This is a genomic window from Streptomyces fodineus (assembly GCF_001735805.1).
Classification (GTDB): domain Bacteria; phylum Actinomycetota; class Actinomycetes; order Streptomycetales; family Streptomycetaceae; genus Streptomyces; species Streptomyces fodineus.
In genome coordinates this window covers 5,499,915-5,522,150 of sequence record NZ_CP017248.1, presented here as the reverse complement: position 1 = coordinate 5,522,150, position 22,236 = coordinate 5,499,915, and the positions used below count along the sequence as shown (strand labels likewise).

Sequence of the window (22,236 nt, the reverse complement as noted above, 5' to 3'; positions counted from 1 at the left end):
GGCGCACCGGACGTGGTGGGCCTCACATCCCATGGGTGCGTGCGATCGTCCATCATGAGCGGATGCTCAGGTTCATGCCCGTAGGCGACTCCATGACGATCGGGAGCGCCGGCGAGCACACATGGCGTTACCGGCTCTGGCAGCATCTGCGGGACAGCTACGACGGTCCGTTCACCTTCGTCGGCCCGCGCGAGGAGCTGTACGACAAGTCGACCGAGGCCCCGACGTCCTACGCCTACGCCGACCCCGCCTTCCCCCGCCGCCACCTGGCGGGCTGGGGCGAGGGCTGGCTGCACATGGCCCCGCTGATCGGCGAGGCGGTACGCGCACACCGTCCCGACGTGCTCCTCATCTCCCTCGGGCTCATCGACCTGGGCTTCTACACGAACGCCGAACAGACGGCGGAGAACGTACGGGCCTTCGTGGCGGGCGCGCGCGAGACCAACCCGCGCCTGCGCATGGTCCTGCTGCCGGTGATCCCGAACATCCGGGCCGAAGCGGACGCGTCCTTCGCCGACCAGGTGGACCTCTTCAACGTCCTGCTCGCGAAGACGGTCGCCGACCTGGACGAACCCCGCTCACCGATCCTGCTGGCGTCGTGGCCGGAGTCGTACGACATCCACGCGGACACGTACGACGGGACGCATCCCAACGCCGACGGGGAGCACCGGATCGCTCAGGCGTTCGCGGGGGCGATGTGGGAGGCGTGGGGGATCGGACAGGCGTACGCGGCCGGAACGAGTTGACCGGATTCCGGCGTCTCCTGGTCACCGTGCGTATCGTTGAACTGCGCGGCTGCACCGGTGCGTGGGGCAGCCGGGGAGGAGCGCCACGATGACCGTCCTTGAAGACAGGATCGAGATGGCCGAAGCAGGCAGCGAGCTGACTCTGGACGTCATGTTCGAGTGCCTCGAGAAGATGCCGATCCCCGAGGGAACGAAGGTCGAGATCGTCGGGGGGCACATCTTCATGTCGCCGCAGCGGCAAACCCACTGGGAGATCATTTTCGGCATCCTGGAGCAGTTGCGGGACAAATACCCGATCAAGCGGCTGGCGTCCGACGTGCGCATTGACTTCCCCGGGCACCTGAACGGCTTTGCCTGTGACGTGGCAGGGCTGGCCGAGCGGTCCGTAAAGGACAGCAAGGGCCGCTGGCGTTATCAGGACGTCGAATTCGTGGCCGAGGTCATCTCCAAGGACACCGCAGCGAACGACTACGGACCGAAGAAGGCCGCCTACGCCACAGCGGGAGTCCCCGTCTATCTCATCGCCGACCCGTACCAGGCCAAGTGCCACCTCTACACACAGCCCAAGGACGGCGAGTACGTCAGCGAACTGACGGTCACCTTCGGAGCGGACATCGACATGACCACCACCCCCCTGGGCCTCACCCTGAAGACCGACGAGTTCCCGCGCGACTAGCCGGCCGACGCCGTCCGAAAGTCCTTGCTTCGAGCGCACTTCAAGCCGTTGGCTAGAGAACCATGAAGTACACGCAGCTTGGACGCACGGGACTCAAGGTCAGTCGGCTCGTCCTGGGGACGATGAACTTCGGGCCGCAGACCGACGAATCCGACAGCCACGCCATCATGGACGCGGCGCTGGACGCCGGCATCAACTTCTTCGACACCGCCAATGTGTACGGGTGGGGTGAGAACAAGGGGCGGACCGAGAGCATCATCGGCAACTGGTTCGCCAAGGGCGGTGACCGCCGCGACAAGGTCGTCATCGCCACCAAGGTCTACGCCAACATGGCCCCCGACGGGCAGCCGGCCTGGCCCAACCACGACAAGCTCTCCGCGCTGAACATCCGGCGCGCCGTGGACGCCAGCCTGAAGCGGCTGCAGACGGACCACATCGACCTCTACCAGTTCCACCACATCGACCGGGACACCCCGTTCGAGGAGATCTGGCAGGCCATCGACACCCTGGTCCAGCAGGGCAAGATCCTCTACGCGGGATCCAGCAACTTCCCCGGCTACAAGATCGCCCAGGCCAACGAGATCGCCGCCCGCCGCGGCGGCACCATCGGCCTCGTCAGCGAGCAGTGCCTGTACAACCTCGCCGAGCGGCGCGCCGAGATGGAGGTCATCCCGGCCGCGCAGGACTACGGCCTCGGGGTCATCCCCTGGTCCCCGCTGCACGGCGGTCTGCTCGGCGGCATCCTCAAGAAGGAGGTCCAGGGCGGACGCAGGGCCTCCGGCCGGGCCGCCGACACCCTCAAGGACCCCGCCGCCCGCGCCCAGGTCCAGGCGTACGAGGACCTGCTCGACAAGCACGGCCTGGAGCCCGGCGAGGTGGCCCTGGCCTGGCTGCTGACCCGCCCCGGCGTGACCGGCCCGATCGTCGGCCCGCGCACCGCCGAACAGCTGGAGTCGGCGCTCAGGGCCGTGGAGCTGGAGCTGGGCGAGGAGCTGCTGGCCGGTCTGGACGAGGTCTTCCCGGGCCCGGGCCCCTCCCCGGAGGCCTTCGCCTGGTAGGACCGGCGGGGACAGCCGACCCGGGGCCGCGGGGAACTGCGCGACCGGCCACGCACGGCCCACGGCCGCCGGCCGGCCGCAGTTCCCCGGCCCACCTACCTGAGGGCCGCCGAAACGGCCACCACGACGAACATCAGCACAAGCACACCGGCCATGATCCGGTTCCGGGTCTTCGGGTCCACACCACCGAGCCTAACCAACCCCGCCAAACTCCCAGCGGCCCACCGCCTCGTACCGCGGCTGCTCCCCCACCGCCCCCGACCTCGGCAGGTTGCTGCGCACGAGCACCAGCTCGCTCACCGACCAGGTCCGGCTGGTGAATTCCCGCAGCAGATCGACATACGGCCGTACGTCCACCGAGTCCCGGCTCCGCGCCACCGTCAGGTGGGCCTTGTACCGCCGGTGCTCCCCCATCGGCACGCCCGCCTTCCGCGCCGCCGCCTCCGCCCGGTCGGCCAGCAGCCGCAGCGCCTCCACATCACCGTAGGCGCCCGCCCACAGGGCCTTGCCGTGCCCGAACTGGCCGCCGCCGCAGAGAGCGAGGTCGAAGGGGTGCGTACGGCGGGCCACGCGGGCCAGGCGGTCCGACAGGTCCGGTACGAGGTCGTCGGTGACCTCGCCGTAGAACGCGAGGGTGAAGTGCCAGCCCGGACGGCCCGTCCAGCGCAGCCGCTCCGCACCGGGCAGCCTCTTCAACTTGGCGACCTCGGCGGCGAGTTCATGGACGACGTGCTCCGGAGGGAGCACCGCGGCGAAGAGTCTCATGCCTTCACCTTCGCAGACACCGGCCGGCACGATGAGTCGATGACGAGCACGTCGGCCGGCGGGCCCGGGCGGTGCTCGCCCGGCGGGTGTGACCGCCCGGCGAGCACCCGGGATGAGGGGAGGGGTCAGCGCGCGGCGCGCAGGGTGCCGAGCAGCCCGTGCGCCTCGTCCTCGATTCCCGCCGCGAACCAGACGCTGTCCTCACCGCCGGACCGGGCGGTGCCCCGCTGCAGCCCCCACAGGCCGGGAATCACGACCGGCGACCCGTCGGGGCACTTCAGGGTCCCCTCGAACCGGCCGGTCCTGAGGTCGAAGGCGTTGATGCGGCCGTCGCCGAAGTTGCCGACGAGCAGGTCGCCGGCGAACTTCCCGAAGCGCTTGGGAGCCGTTTCCAGGCCCCAGGGCGAGTTGAGCACCCCACGTCGGGCGAAACGCTGGAGCAGCCTGCCCCCGGTGCTGAACACATCGATGAAGCCGTTGCCGGGGCCCGCGACGTCGTCGTGCTTTTCCGCGTTCTGCTTGGCGTAGGTGACGAAGATCCTGCCGCCGATGTCCTTGACGTCGAAGGGCGCGAAGCCGACCGGGATCCGCGGGTCCCGGAACGCGCCGGCGGCCTGCTTCACCTGCTTGAAGTGGGTGTCGAAGACGTCGATGCGCGCGTCACGGAAGTTCGCGACGAGCAGGCGCGGCCGGCGCCGGTCACCCTTCGCGGCCTTCCGCTCGCCGTCCACGAGGGTCAGGCCCTTGAAGACGGCGTCGTCCTCCTGGGCGACCTGGACACCGGTCGTCGGGAGCACATGCGAGCTGAAGGCGAAGAGGCCGCCGTTCTCCCCGGCGAAGATGAACTGCGCGGGACCGGAGCGTCCGGAGGCGGTGAAGCGGAAGTCGCGGGTGTCGTTGCGCACGATCCCGGTCGGGTCGGCGTTGTCGGGGAGATGCACGACGGGCGAGAGGATGGTGACGGGGTGATTGTCCCGGGCGCCCGAGTACACCGTGGACGTACTGGTTCCGTTGTTGGAGACCCTGATCGCGCCGTTCGCCGTGCGCACCAGCCCCCAGGGGTTCACCAGGTTCTGGTCCTGCCGTTCCGCTCTGCCCGCGAGGTCGGAGACGAGGTCGCGCTCCCGGAAGCTGTTGCCGGACCTGCGCGGCCCGTCCACGGCCCCGGACGGCGCGGCGGCGAGTGCGCCGGCCGTGCCCAGGGTCAGGGTCAGTGCGACAGCCGTCAGCAGCCGTACGCGGGAGCGGGGTCTTGGGGTCGACGCCGGTGGTGCCTGCGATGTCATGCGGATGCTCCTGTCCCACACGTTCCAAAGAGGACGTATCGGCAGAAGTAATCTCATAAGATGCCAATCGCATCCGTGATCGACACGCAGACACGCATCCCTGCACATCCGTACGCGGACACGCCACCGCGAGCCCTGTGCCCCCCCTAAGCCGCCGTCGCCAGCTCCTCCCGCTCCCCGCGCGGTACGAACCGCACCCGCGGATGGCCGTGGTGCCAGCCCACCGCCAGCCGCAGACCGCCGATGCGGGCCAGGACCAGGCCGACCACACCGGCCGCGGCGACCGATACGACACCACCGGCGGCGAAGCCGACCCGCGCGCCGTAGGTGTCGGTGATCCAGCCGACGATCGGCGCGCCCAGCGGCGTACCGCCCATGAACACCATCATGAACAGGGCCATCACCCGGCCGCGCATGGCCGGGTCGGTGGCCATCTGCACGGCGGTGTTCGCGGTGACGTTGACGGTCAGGCCGAAGATGCCGATCGGGATCATGAGCAGCGCGAACAGCCAGTACGACGGGGCCAGCGCGGCCACGGTCTCCAGCGTGCCGAAGGCCAGCGCGGCGGCGATCAGGATGCGCAGCCGGGCCGTGCCGCGCCGGGCGGCCAGCAGGGCGCCGGTCAGGGAGCCGACGGCCATCAGGGTGTTGAAGAGGCTGTAGGCGCCGGCGCCGGCGTGGAAGACGTGCTGGGCGTAGGCCGACAGCCAGACGGGGAAGTTGAAGCCGAAGGTGCCGATGAAGCCGACGAGGACGATCGGCCAGATCAGCTCCGGACGGCCGGCCACATACCGCAGGCCCTCCCGCAGCTGGCCCTTGCCGCGCGGTGCGCGCTCGACCACGTGCAGTTCGCGGGCCCGCATCAGCAGCAGGCCGGCGATGGGTGCGACGAAGGACAGGCCGTTGGCGAGGAACGCCCAGCCGGTGCCCACGCCGGTGATCATCAGACCGGCGACGGCGGGGCCGACCAGGCGGGCGGACTGGAAGTTCGCCGAGTTCAGGCTGACCGCGTTCTGCAGCTGCCCGGGCCCGACCATCTCGGAGACGAAGGACTGGCGGGCCGGGTTGTCGACCACCGTGGCGAGTCCTACGGCGAGGGCGGCGACGTAGACGTGCCAGACCTGGACATGGCCGGAGAGGGTGAGAAAGGCGAGCCCCAGGCCCGTGACGGCCATCGAGGACTGCGTGACCAGCAGCGTGGGGCGCTTGCGGAGGCGGTCGACCAGGACGCCGCCGTAGAGGCCGAGGACGAGCATCGGCAGGAACTGCAGGGCGGTCGTGATGCCCACGGCGGCGGAGGAGCCGGTGAGGCTGAGGACGAGCCAGTCCTGGGCGATGCGCTGCATCCAGGTGCCGGTGTTGGAGACGACCTGGCCGATGAAGAAGAGGCGGTAGTTCCTGATCCTCAGCGAGCTGAACATCGAGGATCCGCGAGGGTGGTGGGTGGTGGTCGGTGCGGGGGCGGAAGGTATTCCGGATCCCGTACTCAAAAGGGTTCGCCTCCTCGGCAATCGGCTTACAGGTGTGCGAGCTTCTCCAGCACGGGGGCGGCGGCGCGCAGTGTGGCCCACTCGTCCTCGTCGAGGCCCTCGACCAGGCCGGCCAGGAACGCGTTGCGCTTGCGGCGGCTCTCCTCGAGCATCGCCTCGGCCTGCTCGGTCTGGGTGACGACCTTCTGGCGCCGGTCCTCGGGGTGCGGCTCCAGCCGGACCAGCCCCTTGGCCTCGAGCAGCGCGACGATGCGGGTCATCGACGGCGGCTGGACGTGCTCCTTGCGGGCCAGCTCGCCCGGGGTGGCCGAGCCGCAGCGGGCCAGGGTGCCCAGCACCGACATCTCGGTGGGGCTCAGCGACTCGTCGACCCGCTGGTGCTTGAGCCGACGGGACAGCCGCATCACGGCGGAGCGGAGGGAGTTCACGGCGGCAGCGTCGTCGCCATGGGTGAGGTCCGACATGTCCTTAGGATAACTCATTACTCTCCCTAACGAGACTGCGGCGCGCCCGAATTCCCGTGACGCCCGCCACTAAGCCAATGATCACCCATATGAGTGAGTCAGCTCCGGAAAGTGACGCACCGGGTGGCCGGATATGGCGACCCTCGTACCCATGGGGACCAGTGTGCTCAGCCTGCGCATGGACGGGGAGCTGCTCGAAAGGCTCCGTCACCATGCTGCGAAAAGAGGAATGAGCGTGCAGGACTATGTGGTCCGCACGCTCATCCGGGACGACTTCGACGAACGGTTCCAGGCCGCCGTCGAGGAGACGGAGCGGTTCTACGGGGTCACCTGACCCCGTGCGATCACGTCAGGCCCAGGGCCGGCATCAGGTAGTAGAAGGCGAAGACGGCCGAGACGACGTACATCGGGGCCGGGATCTCCCGGGCCCGCCCGGCGGCCAGGCGCAGCACCGTGAAGGTGAGGAAGCCCATGCCGATACCGTTGGTGATCGAGTAGGTGAACGGCATCATCAGCATCGTCACGAACGCCGGGATCGCGATCGTGTAGTCCGCCCAGTCGATCTCCTTGATCGAGTTGGACAGGATCAGGAAGCCGACCGCGATCAGCGCCGGGGTGGCCGCCTGGGACGGGACCATCGTGGCGACCGGGGCGAGGAACAGCGCGACGGCGAAGAGGCCGCCCGTGACGACGTTCGCGAGGCCCGTGCGGGCACCCTCGCCGACACCGGCGGTGGACTCCACGAACGCGGTGGTGGCCGAGGACGAGCTGGCGCCGCCCGCCGCGACCGCGAAGCCGTCGATGAACAGCACCCGGTTGATGCCCGGCATGTAGCCCTCGGCGTCGGTGAGCTTGGCCTCGTCGCTGACGCCCATGATCGTGCCCATGGCGTCGAAGAACGACGACAGCAGCACGGTGAAGACGAAGAGGATGCCGGTCAGCAGGCCGACCTTGTGGAAGCCGCCGAACAGGCTGACCTGGCCGACCAGGCCGAAGTCGGGGGTGGCGACCGGGTTGCCCGGCCACTTCGGGACGGTCAGGCCCCAGGACGGGATCGTGGTGACCGCGTTGAGGATCACCGCTAGGACGGTCATGCCGACGATCGAGATCAGGATCGCGCCCGGCGCCTTGCGGACGAGCAGCGCGAAGGTGAGCAGCACACCGAGGATGAAGACCAGCACCGGCCAGCCGTGCAGATGACCGCCCACGCCGAGCTGGACCGGGACGGTGGTCTGCGCGGCGTCCGGCATCCGGGTGATGAACCCGGAGTCGACCAGGCCGATCAGCATGATGAACAGGCCGATACCGATCGAGATCGCCTTGCGCAGACCGAACGGCACGGCGTTCATCACACGCTCGCGCAGCCCCGTGGCGACCAGCAGCATGACCACGAAACCGGCCAGTACGACCATGCCCATCGCGTCCGGCCAGGACATCCGGGGCGCCAGCTGGAGCGCGACGACCGAGTTCACGCCGAGGCCGGCGGCGAGCGCGATCGGCACATTGCCGATGACGCCCATGAGCAGGGTGGTGAACGCGGCCGTCAGCGCGGTCGCCGTCACCAGCTGGCCGTTGGCCAGGTGGTGTCCGTACATGTCCTTCGCGCTGCCGAGGATGATCGGGTTCAGCACGATGATGTACGCCATCGCGAAGAAGGTGGCGAAACCGCCGCGGATCTCACGGGCGATGGAGCTGCCGCGCTCGGAGATTCTGAAGTAGCGGTCGAGGGCGCCGTGGGCCGGCGCACCGCCCGGCATTTCGGGGGTGGGGACCTTGGCGGGTGCCGAGGTGGACATGCGGGACCTCATCACCAAAGGGGTTCCCCCGAGCCTCTTTGGCGTTTCATACGAGCAGAAGTGGTCAAAGGCAAACGGTTTCAGTATGAATGTATGAGTGCCAGATCGCCATCTCCGCGCGTAGACAGCGGCGGGGCGGGCGGAGAACGAGCGGAAAGCGGGCGGAAGCGGGCGGAAAATCGGGGCGCTCAAGGGGGCGCTTAAGCTGTGCGCATGGCCAAGTGGACCCCCAAGCACGAGGCGCCCGAGCCCCTGGAGGGCCCCGTGGTCGCCACCATCACCGGCGGCACGATCGTGTGGTTCGTGCTCTTCCTGGTCCAGCTCCCCTTCTACGGCTGGTTCCGGGACCACGGGCATCTGTGGTGGCTGTGGACCTGCCTGGCCGGGGGCGGGCTGGGCCTGATCGGCATCTGGTACGTCCGGAAACGGGACGCGGCGATCAAGCGGGCGACGGCGCCGCGGTCGACGCCGGCCGGATAGCCGGGCCGGCTGAACCCGGACGCCCGGGTTCCAACCGACCGAGTCCGGTGGGCGGGTGGGCACATCTGTACGTACCGTCGATGGCATGAGCCATATAGACGCGGGCGCCGAGCTCGACCCCGTGCACCCGGTGGCCTTGCCCGCGACCGGGCCGGCCGGGCTGAGCCCCGTCGAAGTGGCGGAACGCATCGCCCGCGGCCAGGTCAACGACGTGCCCCTGCGCAGCAGCCGGTCGCTGGGGGAGATCGTCCGGGCGAACGTCTTCACCCGGTTCAACGCGATCATCGGTGTGCTCTGGCTGATCATGCTGTTCGTCGCGCCGATCCAGGACGGCCTCTTCGGCTTCGTGATCCTCGCCAACACCGGCATCGGCATCGTCCAGGAGTGGCGGGCCAAGCAGACCCTCGACTCGCTCGCGGTCATCGGGGAGACCCGGCCGACGGTACGCAGGGGCGGGACGGCCGTCGAAGTCGCCACCAACGAGATCGTCCTCGACGACCTGATAGAGATCGGGCCCGGGGACAAGATCGTCGTCGACGGGGTGTGCGCCGAGGCCGACGGGCTGGAGGTCGACGAGTCGCTGCTCACCGGCGAGGCCGAGCCCGTCGTCAAACGCCCCGGCGATGCGGTCATGTCCGGCAGCTTCGTGGTCGCGGGCGGCGGCGCCTTCCAGGCCACCAAGGTCGGCCGCGAGGCCTACGCCGCCCAGCTGGCCGAGGAGGCCTCCCGTTTCACCCTGGTCCACTCCGAGCTGCGCACCGGCATCTCCACGATCCTGAAGTACGTCACCTGGATGATGGTCCCGGCCGCGATCGGCCTGGTCGTCACCCAGCTCGTGGTCGAGAGCAACGGCTTCAAGGACGCCGTGGCCCGCACGGTCGGCGGAATCGTCCCGATGGTCCCGGAGGGGCTGGTGCTCCTCACCTCCGTCGCCTTCGCGATCGGCGTCATCCGGCTCGGCCGCAAGCAGTGCCTGGTGCAGGAGCTGCCCGCCATCGAGGGGCTCGCCCGCGTCGACACGGTGTGCCTGGACAAGACCGGCACGCTCACCGAGGGCGGCATGGACGTCACCGGCCTGACGACCCTGGACGGCGCCGAGGAGACGTACGTGCACAAGGTGCTCGGCGCGCTCGGCGAGTCCGACCCGCGCCCCAACGCCTCCCTCCGGGCGATCATCGACGCCTACCCGGACAGCGAGGACTGGCGCTGCGTGGAGTCGCTGCCCTTCTCCTCGGCCCGCAAGTACAGCGGCGCCGCGTTCAGCGAGGCCGACGGCGAGACCAGTACCTGGCTGCTGGGCGCCCCCGATGTCCTGCTCACCCCCGACGACCCGGCCCTGGCCGAAACCGAGCGCCTCAACGAGCAGGGGCTGCGGGTGCTGCTGCTGGCCCGCACCCGCCGCGACCTGGACGACCCCGAGCCGGCCCACGGCGCCCGCCCCACCGCCCTCGTCGTCCTGGAGCAGCGGCTGCGGCCCGACGCGGCGGACACCCTGCGCTACTTCGCGGACCAGGACGTCCGCGCCAAGGTCATCTCCGGCGACAACGCGGTCTCGGTCGGCGCGGTCGCCGCCAAGCTGGGCCTGGAGGGTACGACCGTGGACGCGCGGCACCTGCCCGCCGACCCCGCCGGGATGGCGGACGCGCTGGATCAGGGGACCGTCTTCGGGCGGGTCACCCCGCAGCAGAAGCGGGACATGGTCGGGGCGCTGCAGTCGCGCGGGCACACGGTCGCGATGACCGGCGACGGCGTGAACGACGTGCTCGCGCTGAAGGACGCCGACATCGGGGTCGCCATGGGCTCCGGCTCGGAGGCGACGCGGGCGGTGGCGCAGATCGTGCTGCTGAACAACAGCTTCGCGAGCCTGCCGTCGGTCGTCGGCGAGGGCCGGCGCGTGATCGGCAACATCACGCGGGTGGCCACGCTGTTCCTGGTGAAGACCGTCTACTCGGTGCTGCTGGCGGTGCTGGTGGTGTGCGCGCAGGTCGCATACCCCTTCCTGCCCCGGCACCTGACCCTGCTCTCCACCCTCACCATCGGCGTCCCGGCGTTCTTCCTGGCCCTCGCGCCCAACAAGGAGCGGGCGAAACCCCACTTCGTGCGCAGGGTCATGCGGTACTCGATCCCGGGTGGGGTGGTGGCGGGGGTGGCGACCTTCGTGACGTACCTGATCGCCCGTGGCCACTACACGGGCAGCGATCGGCTGGGCGCCCAGACGAGCGCGGCCACCCTGACGCTGTTCCTGATCTCGATGTGGATCCTGGCGATCATCGCCCGCCCCTACACCTGGTGGCGGATGACCCTGGTGGCCGCGATGGGAGTGGCGTTCCTGCTGGTCCTGGCCGTCCCGGGGCTGCAGACCTTCTTCGCGCTCAAGCTGGTCGGCGTGGAGATGCCGTGGACGGCCGTCGGCATCGCGGTGGTGGCGGCGGCCGCCCTGGAGTTCCTGTGGAAGTGGGTCGACCGCCGCTTTCCCGACTAGGGGGTGGTGACTACTTCGCGGCCACGTAGACACCCGTGGCGCTGACCGCCGGGGTGGTGGAGATGCCGGCGTAGGAGTAACGCCAGTAGCCGCTGGAGTTCACGGTGGCGGTGGTCTTCGCGTTGCCGGACGAGTCGGTGGTCACCGTCTTGATCGTGGTGTACGTGCTCGTGCCGGACTTGCGGAACTGAAGCTTGACCGACTGGCCGCCGACCGTGTTGTACGTGTGCTTCTCCCAGTCGGCCCGGGTCAGCTTGCCCGACACCGTGACGCTCTTGCCCTTGTAGACGGACGTCGCGCTCACCGTGGTCGTCAGCTTGGAGTAGCGCTGCACCAGCGTGGTGCCGAGGCCGCTCTGGTCCTTGTAGCCGACCTTGCTCATGTCGGGGTTCTGCTGGTCCTGCCCGTTGAAGGCGACCGCCTCGGCGGCCACGCTCCAGCCGCCGGCCCAGGCGTTCAGCAGGCCGCCGTCGGACGAGGAGTTGGCCGGGTAGATGTTGATGTAGCCCTTGCAGGTGGCCGTCGTCGACGAGGTGGGGGTGCAGGTCGCCGGGCTGTCGCCGTACAGCTCGGGCGACGTGTCGCCGTAGCTGCCGTGGTAGAGGAAGGCGTCCGTGTAGAAGTCGCTCGCGGCGATGTTCACGGTCGAGCCGTGCGTCAGCGTGTAGGAGTACGAGACGCTGACCTCGTTGGTGGTGCCGACCTTGACCGCCGAGGCGATCGAGACGTTGGAGAAGCTCGCGTTCAGCGTGTACGGGGTGCCCGAGTCGGTGACGGCCTGCGCGGCCGGGACTGCGAGGGCGGTGAGGGCCAGGGCGCCGGAGACGGCGGCCACGGTGGCACGTATGCGCATGTGCGTTCCCCTGGAGGGAGAAGTGATCAGAGAGTCGGTTGACTCATGCGAGTGAGATCCATGACCCCAGGTGCCGGTTGTACGGCAAGAGCGCAATCCGGCCATATTTTATGGCCGGATTACTCTTCCGTGGCGAGATCTTTAGGGCAGTGAACACCGGTGGTCAGTCGAACCAGCGGTCCCGGGCCAGTTCCTCCGTGCGGGACGGGTCCTCCAGCAGGGCCGCGACCTCGAAGCGCCGTGGCCACTGGCCCGCCGCCCAGGCCAGCCCGGCCGCGACCCCCTCCAGCGTGGCCGCGTGCAGCACACCGTCGTCGGTGAGCCGCCAGTCGATCTCCACGCCGTCCACGACCAGTTCCTCGTGCTCGACGTACGTCTGCGGGGTCCGCGACCCGAGCAGCACCCGCACCGGCTCCGGCACCTCGTGCTCGGCCCCCTCGGAGTGCACCTCGCCGGTGACGGACTCGCTCAGTCGCCGCACCTGGAACAGCTCGGCCAGCTCGGCGGCCCGGGCCGGCCGGACCGGCAGCAGCGGCACCCCGGCGGTGAAGGGCAGCAGATCGGGCGAGTCGACCACGACCGCCTCCGTCGCGTCCACGACCTCCACGCGCCCGTCGACCACGGCCCGCAGCTCGTCCGGCAGGGTCACCTGCTCCGGGTCCAGCTCCGCCAACGCCCCGTACAGCGCGTGTAGTTGGGCCGACGACACGAGCCGTGCCGGGTCGGCCAGCCGGTCCAGCAGCTCGGCGGCGCCGCCGGGCTCGTCCAGCAGGGCCGCCACGGAGGTGCGTACGCCCAGGGCGCGCAGCACCTGCTCGTCCTCGAACCCGGTCGCGTCGGCCTCGTCGTACAGGCCGCGCAGCAGCGGATCGCCGCCCGCCGCGAGCAGACCGGCGGGCCGGCGGCCGTCGAGCACGGGGTGCCCGCGCAGCCACCACGCCGTGTACGGCCGTACGACCTCGTGGGTGCCGTCGTGCAGCAGGATGCGGACCGGCTGGGTGAGGGCGTCCCGCAGCGGGGGCTGCGCGAGCAGGGCGAGCGCCTCGGGCCAGTGCTCGTCGTCCACCAGGTCCAGGTCGCGCACGGCGACCAGCTCGGTGGCGACCGGGGGCACCGGGCTGTCCGGGAAGCGGTCGAGGATGTCCTCACACCACACGTCGACGGCGTCCAGCAGCCCGGCGTCGTCGGGCTCGGCGAAGTCGCTCTCGCGGGGCTCCAGTTCGTCCGGGTCGAGGACGACGTCGGTGGCACGGACGAGCGCGAAGTTCGCGAGCACCCCGCAGGCGGCCAGCGGCTGCTCGCCCCACTTGTCCGCCATGTCGTGGTCGACGGCGGCCAGTTCGTCGGCCCGGATCACCCGGGCGAAGGCACTGCCCGGAAGGACCAGTTCGCCGGCGGGGGCGAGTTCCCCGTCCTCGTCGGGCAGTGCCAGGGCCCCCAGCCAGGGCTCCTCGCCCGGTTCAAGGCCCGCGTCGCGCACCAGGGACAGGACGGTGTCGGCGAGTTCCTCGGCGTCCGGCGCGTCCTCCTCCCAGCCCCCACTCGCGCCCTCCTCCTCCAGCGAGGCGGCGACGGCGGCCCGCACCTGCGGGGTGGTGAGCACCGCGCGCGGGGTGGCGGGCAGCGCGCCGAGCTTCTCCAGCAGCGGGTGGGCGGCGTCCTCGTGGGCCACCTTCAGCCCGAGCCGCCCGAGGACGTCCGGGTCGATCAGGGCGGCGTCCGGGGTGGGCAGGAGGACCTGCCGAGGGCCGATCGTGGTCCGCCCGTCGGCGAGCGGCACGGGAAGGCCGGAGAGCCGGTCGGGGTCGACCCCGGCGAGGCTGTCGTAGAGCCGCCACCACCAGTCGGGGTCCTTCTCCAGACCGGCGAGCCGGTCGATGGCGTCGGCGAGCCGCAGCCGGGCGACTGCGAGGGTGCGCAGCTCGACCCGCCGCTCCAGACCGGCGGGCAGCAGCGTGGGCAGCACCTCGGCGAGCACCCGCACGGTGTCCGCCCCGGCGCCCTCCACGATCTCCGCGTCCCGGGGCCGCAGGGCCTGGGGGAGGTCGGTGTCGTGGTCCACGGGCTGCACGGCGGGCGGCAAAAAGGCCGTCCGGGGCAGCCGCTCCAGCACGGCCTGCCGCAGCGCCCCGTCCAGCTCGCCCTTGCCGAGCGGACCGGGCACGAGGCCGATGATCCCCTCCGTCACGGGCCGCCAGTCGGCGAGCAGTTCGGCGTAGACGTCCGCCGCGCGCCCCACCAGGAAGTCGGTCAGCGGGCCGGGAGCCGTGCGCCGGCGGGTGGTGTCGAGGGGGAAGGAGGCGATGAGGAGGGCGGGGACGCCGAGGGGCTCGTCGCTGGGCGTGGGCGCGTGCACGACGGCCGACGTACGAGGCCGCACCGGGCGCCCGTCCTCGTCCTCGGGTACGGCCCAGGTCACCGACCAGTGGGGCCGCAGCCGCTCCTCCACGGGCCGGTCGGCGAGCAGGTCGGGGGTGAGCGGCCCGTGCGCGGAAGCGGTACGCCACCGCGTGGTCCCCTCCCGCGAGTCCTCCACGACGGTGACGGCGCCCTCGCTGCGACGGCGCAGGACGCGCACCTCGTCACCGGCCTCCACGACGACCTCCTCCAGCCCCGGCAGGGCGAGGAGCAGCGCGTCGTCGACGGCGTTCAGCAGCCGCCCGGCGAGATCGGCGGCGGCCGCGTCCCGCAGCGGCAGGATGACGGCGGTGTCGTACGGCTCCGGGGCGGTGCCCTCGGCGGCGAACGGCAGCCGCAGCAGCGGCACATGCCCGTCCCGGCGCCGGATCTCGTCCCCCAGCCCCGGGCTGTGCCGGGCGGTGTCGGCGGCCAGCTCCCGCGCCTCGGCGAGGGACCAGCGGACACCGCCGTGCCGCCCGACGAGCGCGGGCTCGTCGGTCACCGCGAGGACGGCGGCGAACCCGACCCCGAACCGGCCGACGGCACCCTGGGTGACCTCGGTGTCCCGCTTGGCGGAGGCCCGCAGCGTGGACAGCGACTCGACACCGGCCGCGTCCAGCGGGGCACCGGTGTTGGCGGCGACGAGGACGCCCTCCCGGAGGGTGAGCCGCATCCGGCCCGGCACCTTCGCCCGCGCGGCGGCGTCGGCGGCGTTCTGGGCCAGCTCGACGACGAGCCGGTCCCGGTAGCCGCCCAGGACCAGGTCCTCCTCGGCGTTGGCGTCCTCGCGGAACCGGGCGGGGCTGGTGGCCCAGGCGTCGAGAACACCGCGGCGCAGACGGGCGGTGCCGAAGGGGTCGGCGCCCTCGGCCGCCGGCCGCACGTACTTGCTCACGTTCACACTCCTCGTCGACGTGAGCACGAAGGTACAGCGAGAGCGGGGCGGCCGGGGCACGGGCGTGGGGCGGTCGGGCGGCGGGCGGCGGTCAGCCGCCGAGCACCGGCAGGGTGAGGCCGCAGTCGACGGGCTGCGCGTGGGCGGGGTCGAGGGCGTTGCGCACGAGCTGGGCGGCGTTGGAGTCGTACGCGATCGAGACGTGCTCGGAGAAATCCCTCGGGCAGATGTCCTGGATCGTGATGTTCTTGACGGTCGCGCCCGGTCCGGCGGTCAGGAACTGGTGCGTGTACGGGGTGACGACCTCGTCGAACTTGGTGGCGATGACGGTGTAGTCGACCCCCGGCCGGGTGTCCCCGTCCCGGTCGAGCGTCGTGTTGGCCTCGGAGCCGACCAGCTGGTCCTCGTACGCCTCGCCGAGGACCAGCGACGCGGTCTTGTCGAGACCCAGCTTCGTGGTCAGGGTGCCGAGGCCGGAGCCGGTCGTGCCGTGGTTGGACGGCGCCAGCCCGACGAGGCTGTGCACCTTGTTCCGTTCCGGGTGCGCGGGATCCGTGCCGCCGTCGAACCGCAGATACCAGCGGGGCGTCACGCCGCCGCCCTGGGAATGCCCGACGAGGTCGACCTGGTGGGCGCCGGTGGCCTTCAGTACGCGGTCGACGTAACCGGCGATCTGCCGGGCGGAGTCCGGGATGTGTGCGGTGGCCTTGACCGGGTTGCCGGGCGCCCCGCCGTACTCGGCGGCGAAGACGCAGTAGCCCAGCTGCTTCAGGTACGGGGACATCAGGCCCCAGTCGTCGTAGGCGTTCGCGAAGGTCCCGTGCAGCAGGACGACCGGGCGCGGATGCTCACGCGTGGGCTTGCAGCTCCAGTCGTCGGCCCCCGCGGGCGGCGCGTCCGGGTGCAGGAGCCCCCCGACGCCCGCCAAGGGCAGGGAGAGGAGCTTCCCGCGCGGTACCGGCGGCGCGGGGTCGGCCGCCGCGACGGCCGCGCCCTGCCCCAGGCCCAGCGCGAGCGCGAGGCCCGCACAGGCCGCGGCCCACCTGCCGCGCCGCCGGTTCGACCGTCCCCCGGAAACACACCGGTCCGCCATCGGTCCACTCCTCGCCTCAGGGCCGGCCGGACGCCGACTCGGCGATGATCAAGGAGTGGGGATCTCCGCGGGGCCCGCCGACGGGCGCGGCGCCCCTTATGGAGCAGCCGGTTTCATCCGGTCAGCGGGCGGAGGCGTACGACACGGATTCCGTCCGGGCGAGGTGGGGTGCCCCATGCCGGGGGAGCAACTGCCTTCCCGGGGGCTTGCGTTGGAGCGGGCCCAGCTGATCCGCGGCGGCGGCTGGGCCGTGACCGTGCGGCGGCAGATCTGCCGGGAGCCGCCCCTCCGGACCGGGGTCGGCCGGTTCGGCCCGAGGTGAAGCAGAGGCCCTCGCAGAAGGCAGGCGCGCCGCTCGGGCCGTTTCCAGATCCGGTCCCCCGCTCTGCGCGACCAGTGCCGTGGACCGGCGGATGTTGTTCTCCACGGCGCGGGTGAAACCGGGGTCGTCCACCATCGGGCCGAAGGCCGGCGTTCAGGAGTGGCCCAGCTCCGCCGTCTCCTCGTCGCCCGCCTCCGGGACCGAGCCCGAGTCGCGGGCCGGGCGGAGGGGGAAGGGGTCCACCCGGGTCTCGTCGATGACCGGCGGGGCCGGCTGGGGCGGCTTCGGCATGACCGCGGCCTCCGAGTGGCCGCCGCAGCCGTAGGACAGGGAGACCACCCGGCCGTCGGCGGGCGAGAACTCGTTGGCGCACACACCGAAGGCCTGACCGAGAGAGCCCCCGATCGGGGCCAGGAAGCCGCAGGTCAGGCAGGTCGCCGGGGCCGCCTGGGCCATCGCGGTCCTGGCGCCGTACGACTCCTCCCAACGGTCGGCGGCGATGTGCAGGCCGTAGCGGGACAGGACCCGGGCGCGGCGCATGCCCAGTTCTTCCGCCACCGCGGCGATCGAGCCACGGGAGGGGACCGTGGGCTGGACGGCCGGGGCACCGGGGGTCACGTCGGCGTCCTCGGCCTCCGCCAGTTCCGCCATCTCGTGGGAGACCGGCGCGCTCGGCAGCGGCTCCTCCTCGCCGGTGTAACCGGGCTCCAGGCGCAGGTCGTCCTGGTCGGTGGGGAGCAGATCGCCGGGGCCGAGGTCGCCGGGCCGCAGCCGCTCGCTCCACGGGACCCACTCGGGGGCGAGCAGGGCGTCGGGGCCGGGGAGGAGGACCACCTCGTCGAGCGTGACGATCTTGGCGCGGGAGGCGCGGGCCACGGTCACCGCCCAGCGCCAGCCGCGGTAGCCCGGCTCCTTGCACTCGAAGAAGTGCGTGACAACGCGGTCGCCCTCCGAGACGAGGCCCGCGTGCTCGCCGACCACGCCGGGGGCGGCGGCCTCCTCTGCCGCACCACGGGCGAGGTCGACCGCCTCGGCGCACAGACGGTCGGGGGTGCGGCTTCGCGTTGTCGCTGCGCTCACAGGTATCGCTTCTCTCCTACGCCGTCTCGTCGAGTGCGGCTGCCTGAAGGCGGGCCTGCCGACGGAGCGGACCAGGGGACCGCATCGACGTCATGCATCCGCGCGCTCGGGCGCACCTCTGCCATCCATTCTGCGTTATGGCTGAGATACGCACGCTACACCGAACGAGATTCTTCGCCGCTACGCGGCAGGTTTTCCCGCTCGCGCACCCGGGTCCGCGCGGCGGGTTCGGCGCCATGCCTGCCGGATTCGCACTATCCGCCGCCATCTCAGGGCACTATGAAGCACGTGGCGACCGCGGACAGGCGTGGTGTTCGGGGCGGCGGTGCGAGCCGGGCCGGTGGCACCGTCCGTTCCGTCGGGCGTGCCCTGCACTTCCCGGTCACCGGTGCCGCCCGGGGCATCCGCAAGGCCACGCACGCGCACGGCGCGGGCGAGTCGGGGCTCGGCAAGCTGATCGAGCTGCACGCCGTGAACGGCGCCGGCGATGTCATGATCACCGTGGCGCTCGCCTCCACCGTGTTCTTCTCCGTGCCGACCGACGAGGCGCGGGGGCGGGTCGCGCTCTACCTCGCCATCACGATGGCGCCCTTCACCGTCCTCGCCCCGGTCATCGGCCCGCTCCTCGACCGGCTGCCGCACGGCCGGCGCGCCGCGATGGCCGGGGCCATGCTGGCCCGTGCCCTGCTCGCGCTGGTCATCTCGGGCGCCGTGGCGAGCGGCAGCCTGCAGCTGTATCCGGCCGCGCTGGGTGTGCTGGTCGCCTCGAAGGCGTACGGCGTGGTCCGCAGTGCCGTCGTACCGCGGCTGCTGCCGCCCCGGTTCTCGCTGGTGAAGGCCAACTCGCGGGTCACCCTGGCCGGGCTGCTGGCCACCGGTGTCGCCGCCCCGGTCGCGGCGGGGCTGCACAAGGCCGGCGATCCCTGGCCGCTGTACGGCGCCTTCGTGATCTTCGTGGCGGGAACGTTCCTGTCCTTCTCCCTGCCGCGCAAGGTGGACTCGGCCAAGGGCGAGGACCGGGCGCTGCTCGCGGCCGACGAACAGCATCTGCACGGGCCCCAGCGCAGGAAGCAGCAGGTGAAGCGGCCGGGGCTGCGGACCGTGGGGCCCGCCGTCACCCACGCGCTCGGCGCCAACGCCGCCCTGCGCTGTCTGTCCGGCTTCCTGATCTTCTTCCTGGCCTTCCTGCTGCGCGTGCATCCGATGACCGGCGAGAGCGCGGCGGTCTCGCTCGGGATCGTGGGGGTCGCCGCGGGTGTGGGCAACGCGCTGGGTACGGCCGTCGGGGCCTGGCTGAAGTCGCGCGCCCCGGAGATCATCATCGTGACCGTCGTCGCGGTGGTGCTCGGTACCTCGCTCGTGGCCGCCCTGTTCTTCGGGGCGTTCCTGGTGGCCTGTCTCGCCGCCGTCGCCGGGTTCGGGCAGGCGCTGGCCAAGCTGGCCCTGGACGCGCTGATCCAGCGGGACGTGCCGGAGCTGGTGCGCACCTCGGCGTTCGCCCGCTCGGAGACGCTGCTGCAGATGGCGTGGGTGTTCGGCGGGGCCGTCGGCATCGTGCTGCCGCTCGACGGCACCCTCGGGCTGCTGATCGGCGCCACGTTCGTGGCGGCCGGCTGGCTGGCCACGCTGAAGGGCCTCCTCGCCTCGGCCCGGCACGGCGGCCGCTCACGGCCCCGGGTGGCCTGACCTGCCCGGGATAACGAAGCGGACACGGTTTTACGGCCCATGGGCACGGCTGGCGTAACGAACCGGGCACGCCGCACCCCACGTGGGCGGACGGCTCCGGGCGCCCGATAGCCTTCGGCCATGACCACGCTGCCCCGCGGCGAAGCCGCTGATGTACACCGGGCTGTGCGACGCCGCCGCGCCGTCGCCGCCGCCGGCGCCGTTTCCGCCGGACTGCTCCTGCTCACGGCCTGTGAGAAGCCGACGCCCGTCGCGACGGTCACCGTCGGCCGAAGCTCGGTCAACTCCGAGGCCATGTGCTACAACGACGGCAACGCGCTGGACGCCAAGTCGCTGACGACGTGCGTCAAGAACGTCGGCAAGGCCAAGTCGATCAAGGTCGACCAGGACGAGACGGTCCGCATCGGTGTCGACCCGAAGATCGCGGACGCCGGCTGGGTCCTCCTGGTGAACGGCCAGCAGTTCACCGACGTCAGCAAGAAGACCTACCGCACCGTCCCGGGCAGCGCGTTCTTCAACCAGCAGTACGGCACCGGCGGCGACACCAACACGATCACGATCCGCATGGGCGAGAAGGCCAACCAGGGCATGTGGTCGTTCAAGCTCGAGAAGGCCTGATCACGGCCTTGGCACGCGTCCTCGTCGCCACCGCGGTCCCCGTCGAGCGGGACGCGGTGGCACGGGCGTTCTCCGGAGCCGTGACCGGGATCCGGCTCCCCGGGGCGCTGTTGTGCCGTACCGCCGCCGGCTGTGATCTGCTGGCCGCCGGCGTCGGCCCGGCCCTCGCCGCCGCCTCCACGGCCGGCGCCCTGACCGCCGCCGCCCTCGAAGGCGCCCCCTACGACCTGGTCGTCTGCGCCGGGATCGGCGGTGGCTTCCAGCCCGGCGCGCCCGTCGGCTCGCTCGTCGTCGCCGACGCGATCACCGTCGCCGACCTGGGCGCCGAGACCGCCGACGGCTTCCTCCCGGTCACCGAACTGGGCTTCGGGACCGTCACCCACCGCCCGCCGCAGCCGGTCGTACGCCTCGCCTGCGAGGCCACCGGCGCCCGCACCGGCACGATCCTCACCGTCTCCACCGTCACCGGCACCGCCGCCCGCGCCGCCGCCCTGCGCGACCGGCACCCCGGCGCGCTCGCCGAGGGCATGGAGGGCTTCGGGGTGGCGGAGGCCGCCGCCGCGCACGGGGTGCCGGTGCTGGAGATCCGCGCGGTCTCCAACCCGGTCGGCCCGCGCGACCGCGCCGCCTGGCGCATCGGCGACGCCCTCACCGCCCTCACCGAGGCGTTCGGGAAGCTCGGCCCCGCACTGGAGAGTTGGAACGCACATGACCAGTGAGCCCCTGCACATCGCGTACTCCCCCTGCCCGAACGACACCTTCGTCTTCGACGCCCTCGCGCACGGCCGCGTCCCCGGCGCCCCCGCGCTGGACGTGACCTTCGCCGACATCGACATCACCAACGGCATGGCCGAGCGCGGCGAGTTCGACGTGCTGAAGGTGTCGTACGCCGTCCTGCCGTACGTCCTCGGCGCGTACGCGCTGCTGCCGTGCGGCGGTGCGCTGGGGCGGGGCTGCGGGCCGCTCGTGCTCACCCGGGAGCCGGACGCCGATCTGAAGGGCCGTACGGTCGCGGTGCCGAGCGAGAAGTCGACGGCGTATCTGCTGTTCCGGCTCTGGGCGGCGGACACGCTGCCCGGTGCAGGGGTCGGCGAGATCGTCGTCATGCCCTTCGACGAGATCATGCCGGCCGTGCGGGACGGCAAGGTGGACGCGGGGCTCGTCATCCACGAGGCCCGGTTCACCTACCAGAACTACGGGCTGCACAAGCTCGCCGACATGGGCGAGCACTGGGAGCGGACGACCGGCCTGCCGATCCCGCTGGGCGCGATCATCGCCAAGCGCAGCCTGGGCGCCGAGACCCTCACCCGGCTCGCGGACTCCATCCGCGCCTCCGTACGGGCCGCCTGGGACGACCCCGAGGCCTCCCGGCCGTACGTCATGGCGCACGCCCAGGAGATGGACCCGGCGGTGGCGGACCAGCACATCGGGCTGTACGTCAACGAGTTCACCGCCGGCCTCGGCGAGGACGGCTACGCGGCGATCCGCGGGCTGCTCACACGCGCGGCGGCCGAGGGGCTGCTGCCGCCCCTCGGCCCGGATGCGCTCGCGTTCCCGTAGAACGGGATCAGATGGGGACCGGCTCAGACGTCCAGCTGGTCGGCGACCGCCCGCAGCAGGCCGGCGATCTTCTTGCCGGACGCCTTGTCCGGGTAGCGGCCCTTCTCGAGCATCGGCGTGATGTTCTCGAGAAGGGTCGTCAGGTCCTGCACGATCGAGGCCAGCTCGTCGGGCTTCTTGCGCTGTGCCGCCGCGACGGACGGGGTCGGCTCCAGCACGGTCACCGACAGCGCCTGGTCACCGCGCTGACCGGCGACGACGCCGAACTCCACGCGCTGTCCCGGCTTGAGTACGTCGACTCCGTCGGGGAGAACCGAGGAATGGACGAAGACGTCACCGCCGTCGTCGCGGGAGAGAAAGCCGAAGCCCTTCTCGCTGTTGAACCATTTGACACGCCCGGTCGGCACCGTCTGTCCTCGTCCTCGTACTAGTTGGGAACTGCTGCTGCTCTGCTTGGAAAGTGCTCTGGATAGCACTAGAGCGGGT

20 protein-coding genes are annotated in these 22,236 nt (G+C 71.4%); 10 read left to right on the top strand and 10 right to left on the bottom strand.

All coding sequences use genetic code 11. The features are described from left to right. Positions 1 to 62 precede the first annotated feature (62 nt). The 3 genes from BFF78_RS23645 (at position 63) to BFF78_RS23635 (ending at position 2,480) form a co-directional block, all read left to right on the top strand. Positions 63 to 746 (top strand): SGNH/GDSL hydrolase family protein, encoded by a 684-nt coding sequence (locus BFF78_RS23645; protein WP_069780225.1) that lies wholly within the window; start codon positions 63 to 65, stop codon positions 744 to 746. A gap of 88 nt (positions 747 to 834) precedes the next feature. After that, positions 835 to 1,422 (top strand): Uma2 family endonuclease, encoded by a 588-nt coding sequence (locus tag BFF78_RS23640; protein WP_069780224.1) that lies wholly within the window; start codon positions 835 to 837, stop codon positions 1,420 to 1,422. Positions 1,423 to 1,484: 62 nt separating this feature from the next. After that, the gene (locus BFF78_RS23635; protein ID WP_069780223.1) at positions 1,485 to 2,480 is read left to right on the top strand and encodes an aldo/keto reductase; all 996 of its coding nucleotides are present in this window, start codon (positions 1,485 to 1,487) and stop codon (positions 2,478 to 2,480) included. A gap of 192 nt (positions 2,481 to 2,672) precedes the next feature. On the opposite strand, the gene thpR is transcribed toward BFF78_RS23635, so the two are convergent. The 4 genes from thpR to BFF78_RS23615 form a co-directional block, all read right to left on the bottom strand. Further along, complete coding sequence (thpR, locus tag BFF78_RS23630; RefSeq protein WP_069780222.1) at positions 2,673 to 3,245, bottom strand: RNA 2',3'-cyclic phosphodiesterase; 573 nt, start codon at positions 3,243 to 3,245, stop codon at positions 2,673 to 2,675. 125 nt (positions 3,246 to 3,370) lie between these two features. Then, on the bottom strand, positions 3,371 to 4,531 hold the full coding sequence (locus BFF78_RS23625) for a TIGR03118 family protein (RefSeq protein WP_159033046.1): 1,161 nt from the start codon (positions 4,529 to 4,531) through the stop codon (positions 3,371 to 3,373). A 146-nt stretch (positions 4,532 to 4,677) separates the two neighbouring features. Beyond that, a complete protein-coding gene (locus tag BFF78_RS23620; RefSeq protein ID WP_227025917.1) occupies positions 4,678 to 6,021 on the bottom strand; it encodes an MFS transporter in 1,344 nt (447 codons plus the stop codon). A gap of 26 nt (positions 6,022 to 6,047) precedes the next feature. Further along, complete coding sequence (locus BFF78_RS23615; protein WP_069780220.1) at positions 6,048 to 6,485, bottom strand: MarR family winged helix-turn-helix transcriptional regulator; 438 nt, start codon at positions 6,483 to 6,485, stop codon at positions 6,048 to 6,050. A gap of 151 nt (positions 6,486 to 6,636) precedes the next feature. Here BFF78_RS23615 and BFF78_RS23610 point away from each other — a divergent pair, with 151 nt between their 5' ends. Next, a complete protein-coding gene (locus tag BFF78_RS23610) occupies positions 6,637 to 6,819 on the top strand; it encodes a ribbon-helix-helix protein, CopG family (protein WP_069783757.1) in 183 nt (60 codons plus the stop codon). A 10-nt stretch (positions 6,820 to 6,829) separates the two neighbouring features. Here BFF78_RS23610 and BFF78_RS23605 read toward each other — a convergent pair whose 3' ends face one another. Further along, a complete protein-coding gene (locus BFF78_RS23605) occupies positions 6,830 to 8,281 on the bottom strand; it encodes an NCS2 family permease (protein WP_069780219.1) in 1,452 nt (483 codons plus the stop codon). A 213-nt stretch (positions 8,282 to 8,494) separates the two neighbouring features. Here BFF78_RS23605 and BFF78_RS23600 point away from each other — a divergent pair, with 213 nt between their 5' ends. Further along, on the top strand, positions 8,495 to 8,761 hold the full coding sequence (locus BFF78_RS23600) for a DUF2530 domain-containing protein (protein WP_069783756.1): 267 nt from the start codon (positions 8,495 to 8,497) through the stop codon (positions 8,759 to 8,761). A gap of 85 nt (positions 8,762 to 8,846) precedes the next feature. Further along, entirely contained in the window at positions 8,847 to 11,243 is a 2,397-nt protein-coding gene (locus tag BFF78_RS23595) for a cation-translocating P-type ATPase (protein ID WP_069780218.1), read from the top strand. A 10-nt stretch (positions 11,244 to 11,253) separates the two neighbouring features. Here BFF78_RS23595 and BFF78_RS23590 read toward each other — a convergent pair whose 3' ends face one another. From BFF78_RS23590 to BFF78_RS23575, 4 genes are all read right to left on the bottom strand, one after another. Then, a complete protein-coding gene (locus BFF78_RS23590) occupies positions 11,254 to 12,096 on the bottom strand; it encodes a hypothetical protein (RefSeq protein ID WP_069780217.1) in 843 nt (280 codons plus the stop codon). 163 nt (positions 12,097 to 12,259) lie between these two features. Continuing rightward, a complete protein-coding gene (locus BFF78_RS23585; protein ID WP_069780216.1) occupies positions 12,260 to 15,391 on the bottom strand; it encodes a sacsin N-terminal ATP-binding-like domain-containing protein in 3,132 nt (1,043 codons plus the stop codon). 91 nt (positions 15,392 to 15,482) lie between these two features. Next, positions 15,483 to 16,484, bottom strand: coding sequence for an esterase/lipase family protein (locus BFF78_RS23580; protein ID WP_069780215.1), 1,002 nt, complete (start codon positions 16,482 to 16,484; stop codon positions 15,483 to 15,485). Between the two features lie 475 nt (positions 16,485 to 16,959). Then, a complete protein-coding gene (locus tag BFF78_RS23575) occupies positions 16,960 to 17,886 on the bottom strand; it encodes a DUF3027 domain-containing protein (RefSeq protein WP_069780214.1) in 927 nt (308 codons plus the stop codon). A 279-nt stretch (positions 17,887 to 18,165) separates the two neighbouring features. Here BFF78_RS23575 and BFF78_RS23570 point away from each other — a divergent pair, with 279 nt between their 5' ends. From BFF78_RS23570 to BFF78_RS23555, 4 genes are all read left to right on the top strand, one after another. Beyond that, on the top strand, positions 18,166 to 19,572 hold the full coding sequence (locus BFF78_RS23570; RefSeq protein WP_069780213.1) for an MFS transporter: 1,407 nt from the start codon (positions 18,166 to 18,168) through the stop codon (positions 19,570 to 19,572). A gap of 120 nt (positions 19,573 to 19,692) precedes the next feature. Continuing rightward, complete coding sequence (locus tag BFF78_RS23565) at positions 19,693 to 20,190, top strand: DUF2771 domain-containing protein (RefSeq protein WP_069780212.1); 498 nt, start codon at positions 19,693 to 19,695, stop codon at positions 20,188 to 20,190. Next, complete coding sequence (locus BFF78_RS23560; protein ID WP_165289377.1) at positions 20,163 to 20,909, top strand: futalosine hydrolase; 747 nt, start codon at positions 20,163 to 20,165, stop codon at positions 20,907 to 20,909. The genes BFF78_RS23565 and BFF78_RS23560 overlap by 28 nt, the downstream gene beginning before the upstream one ends. Next, positions 20,899 to 21,750, top strand: a complete 852-nt coding sequence (locus BFF78_RS23555) for a 1,4-dihydroxy-6-naphthoate synthase (protein ID WP_069780211.1) — start codon at positions 20,899 to 20,901, stop codon at positions 21,748 to 21,750. Before BFF78_RS23560 ends, BFF78_RS23555 begins: the two co-directional genes overlap by 11 nt. A 23-nt stretch (positions 21,751 to 21,773) precedes the next feature. Here the strand turns inward: BFF78_RS23555 and BFF78_RS49560 are convergent, their stop codons facing one another. Next, positions 21,774 to 22,157, bottom strand: a complete 384-nt coding sequence (locus BFF78_RS49560; protein ID WP_069780210.1) for a cold-shock protein — start codon at positions 22,155 to 22,157, stop codon at positions 21,774 to 21,776. Positions 22,158 to 22,236: the final 79 nt, after the last annotated feature.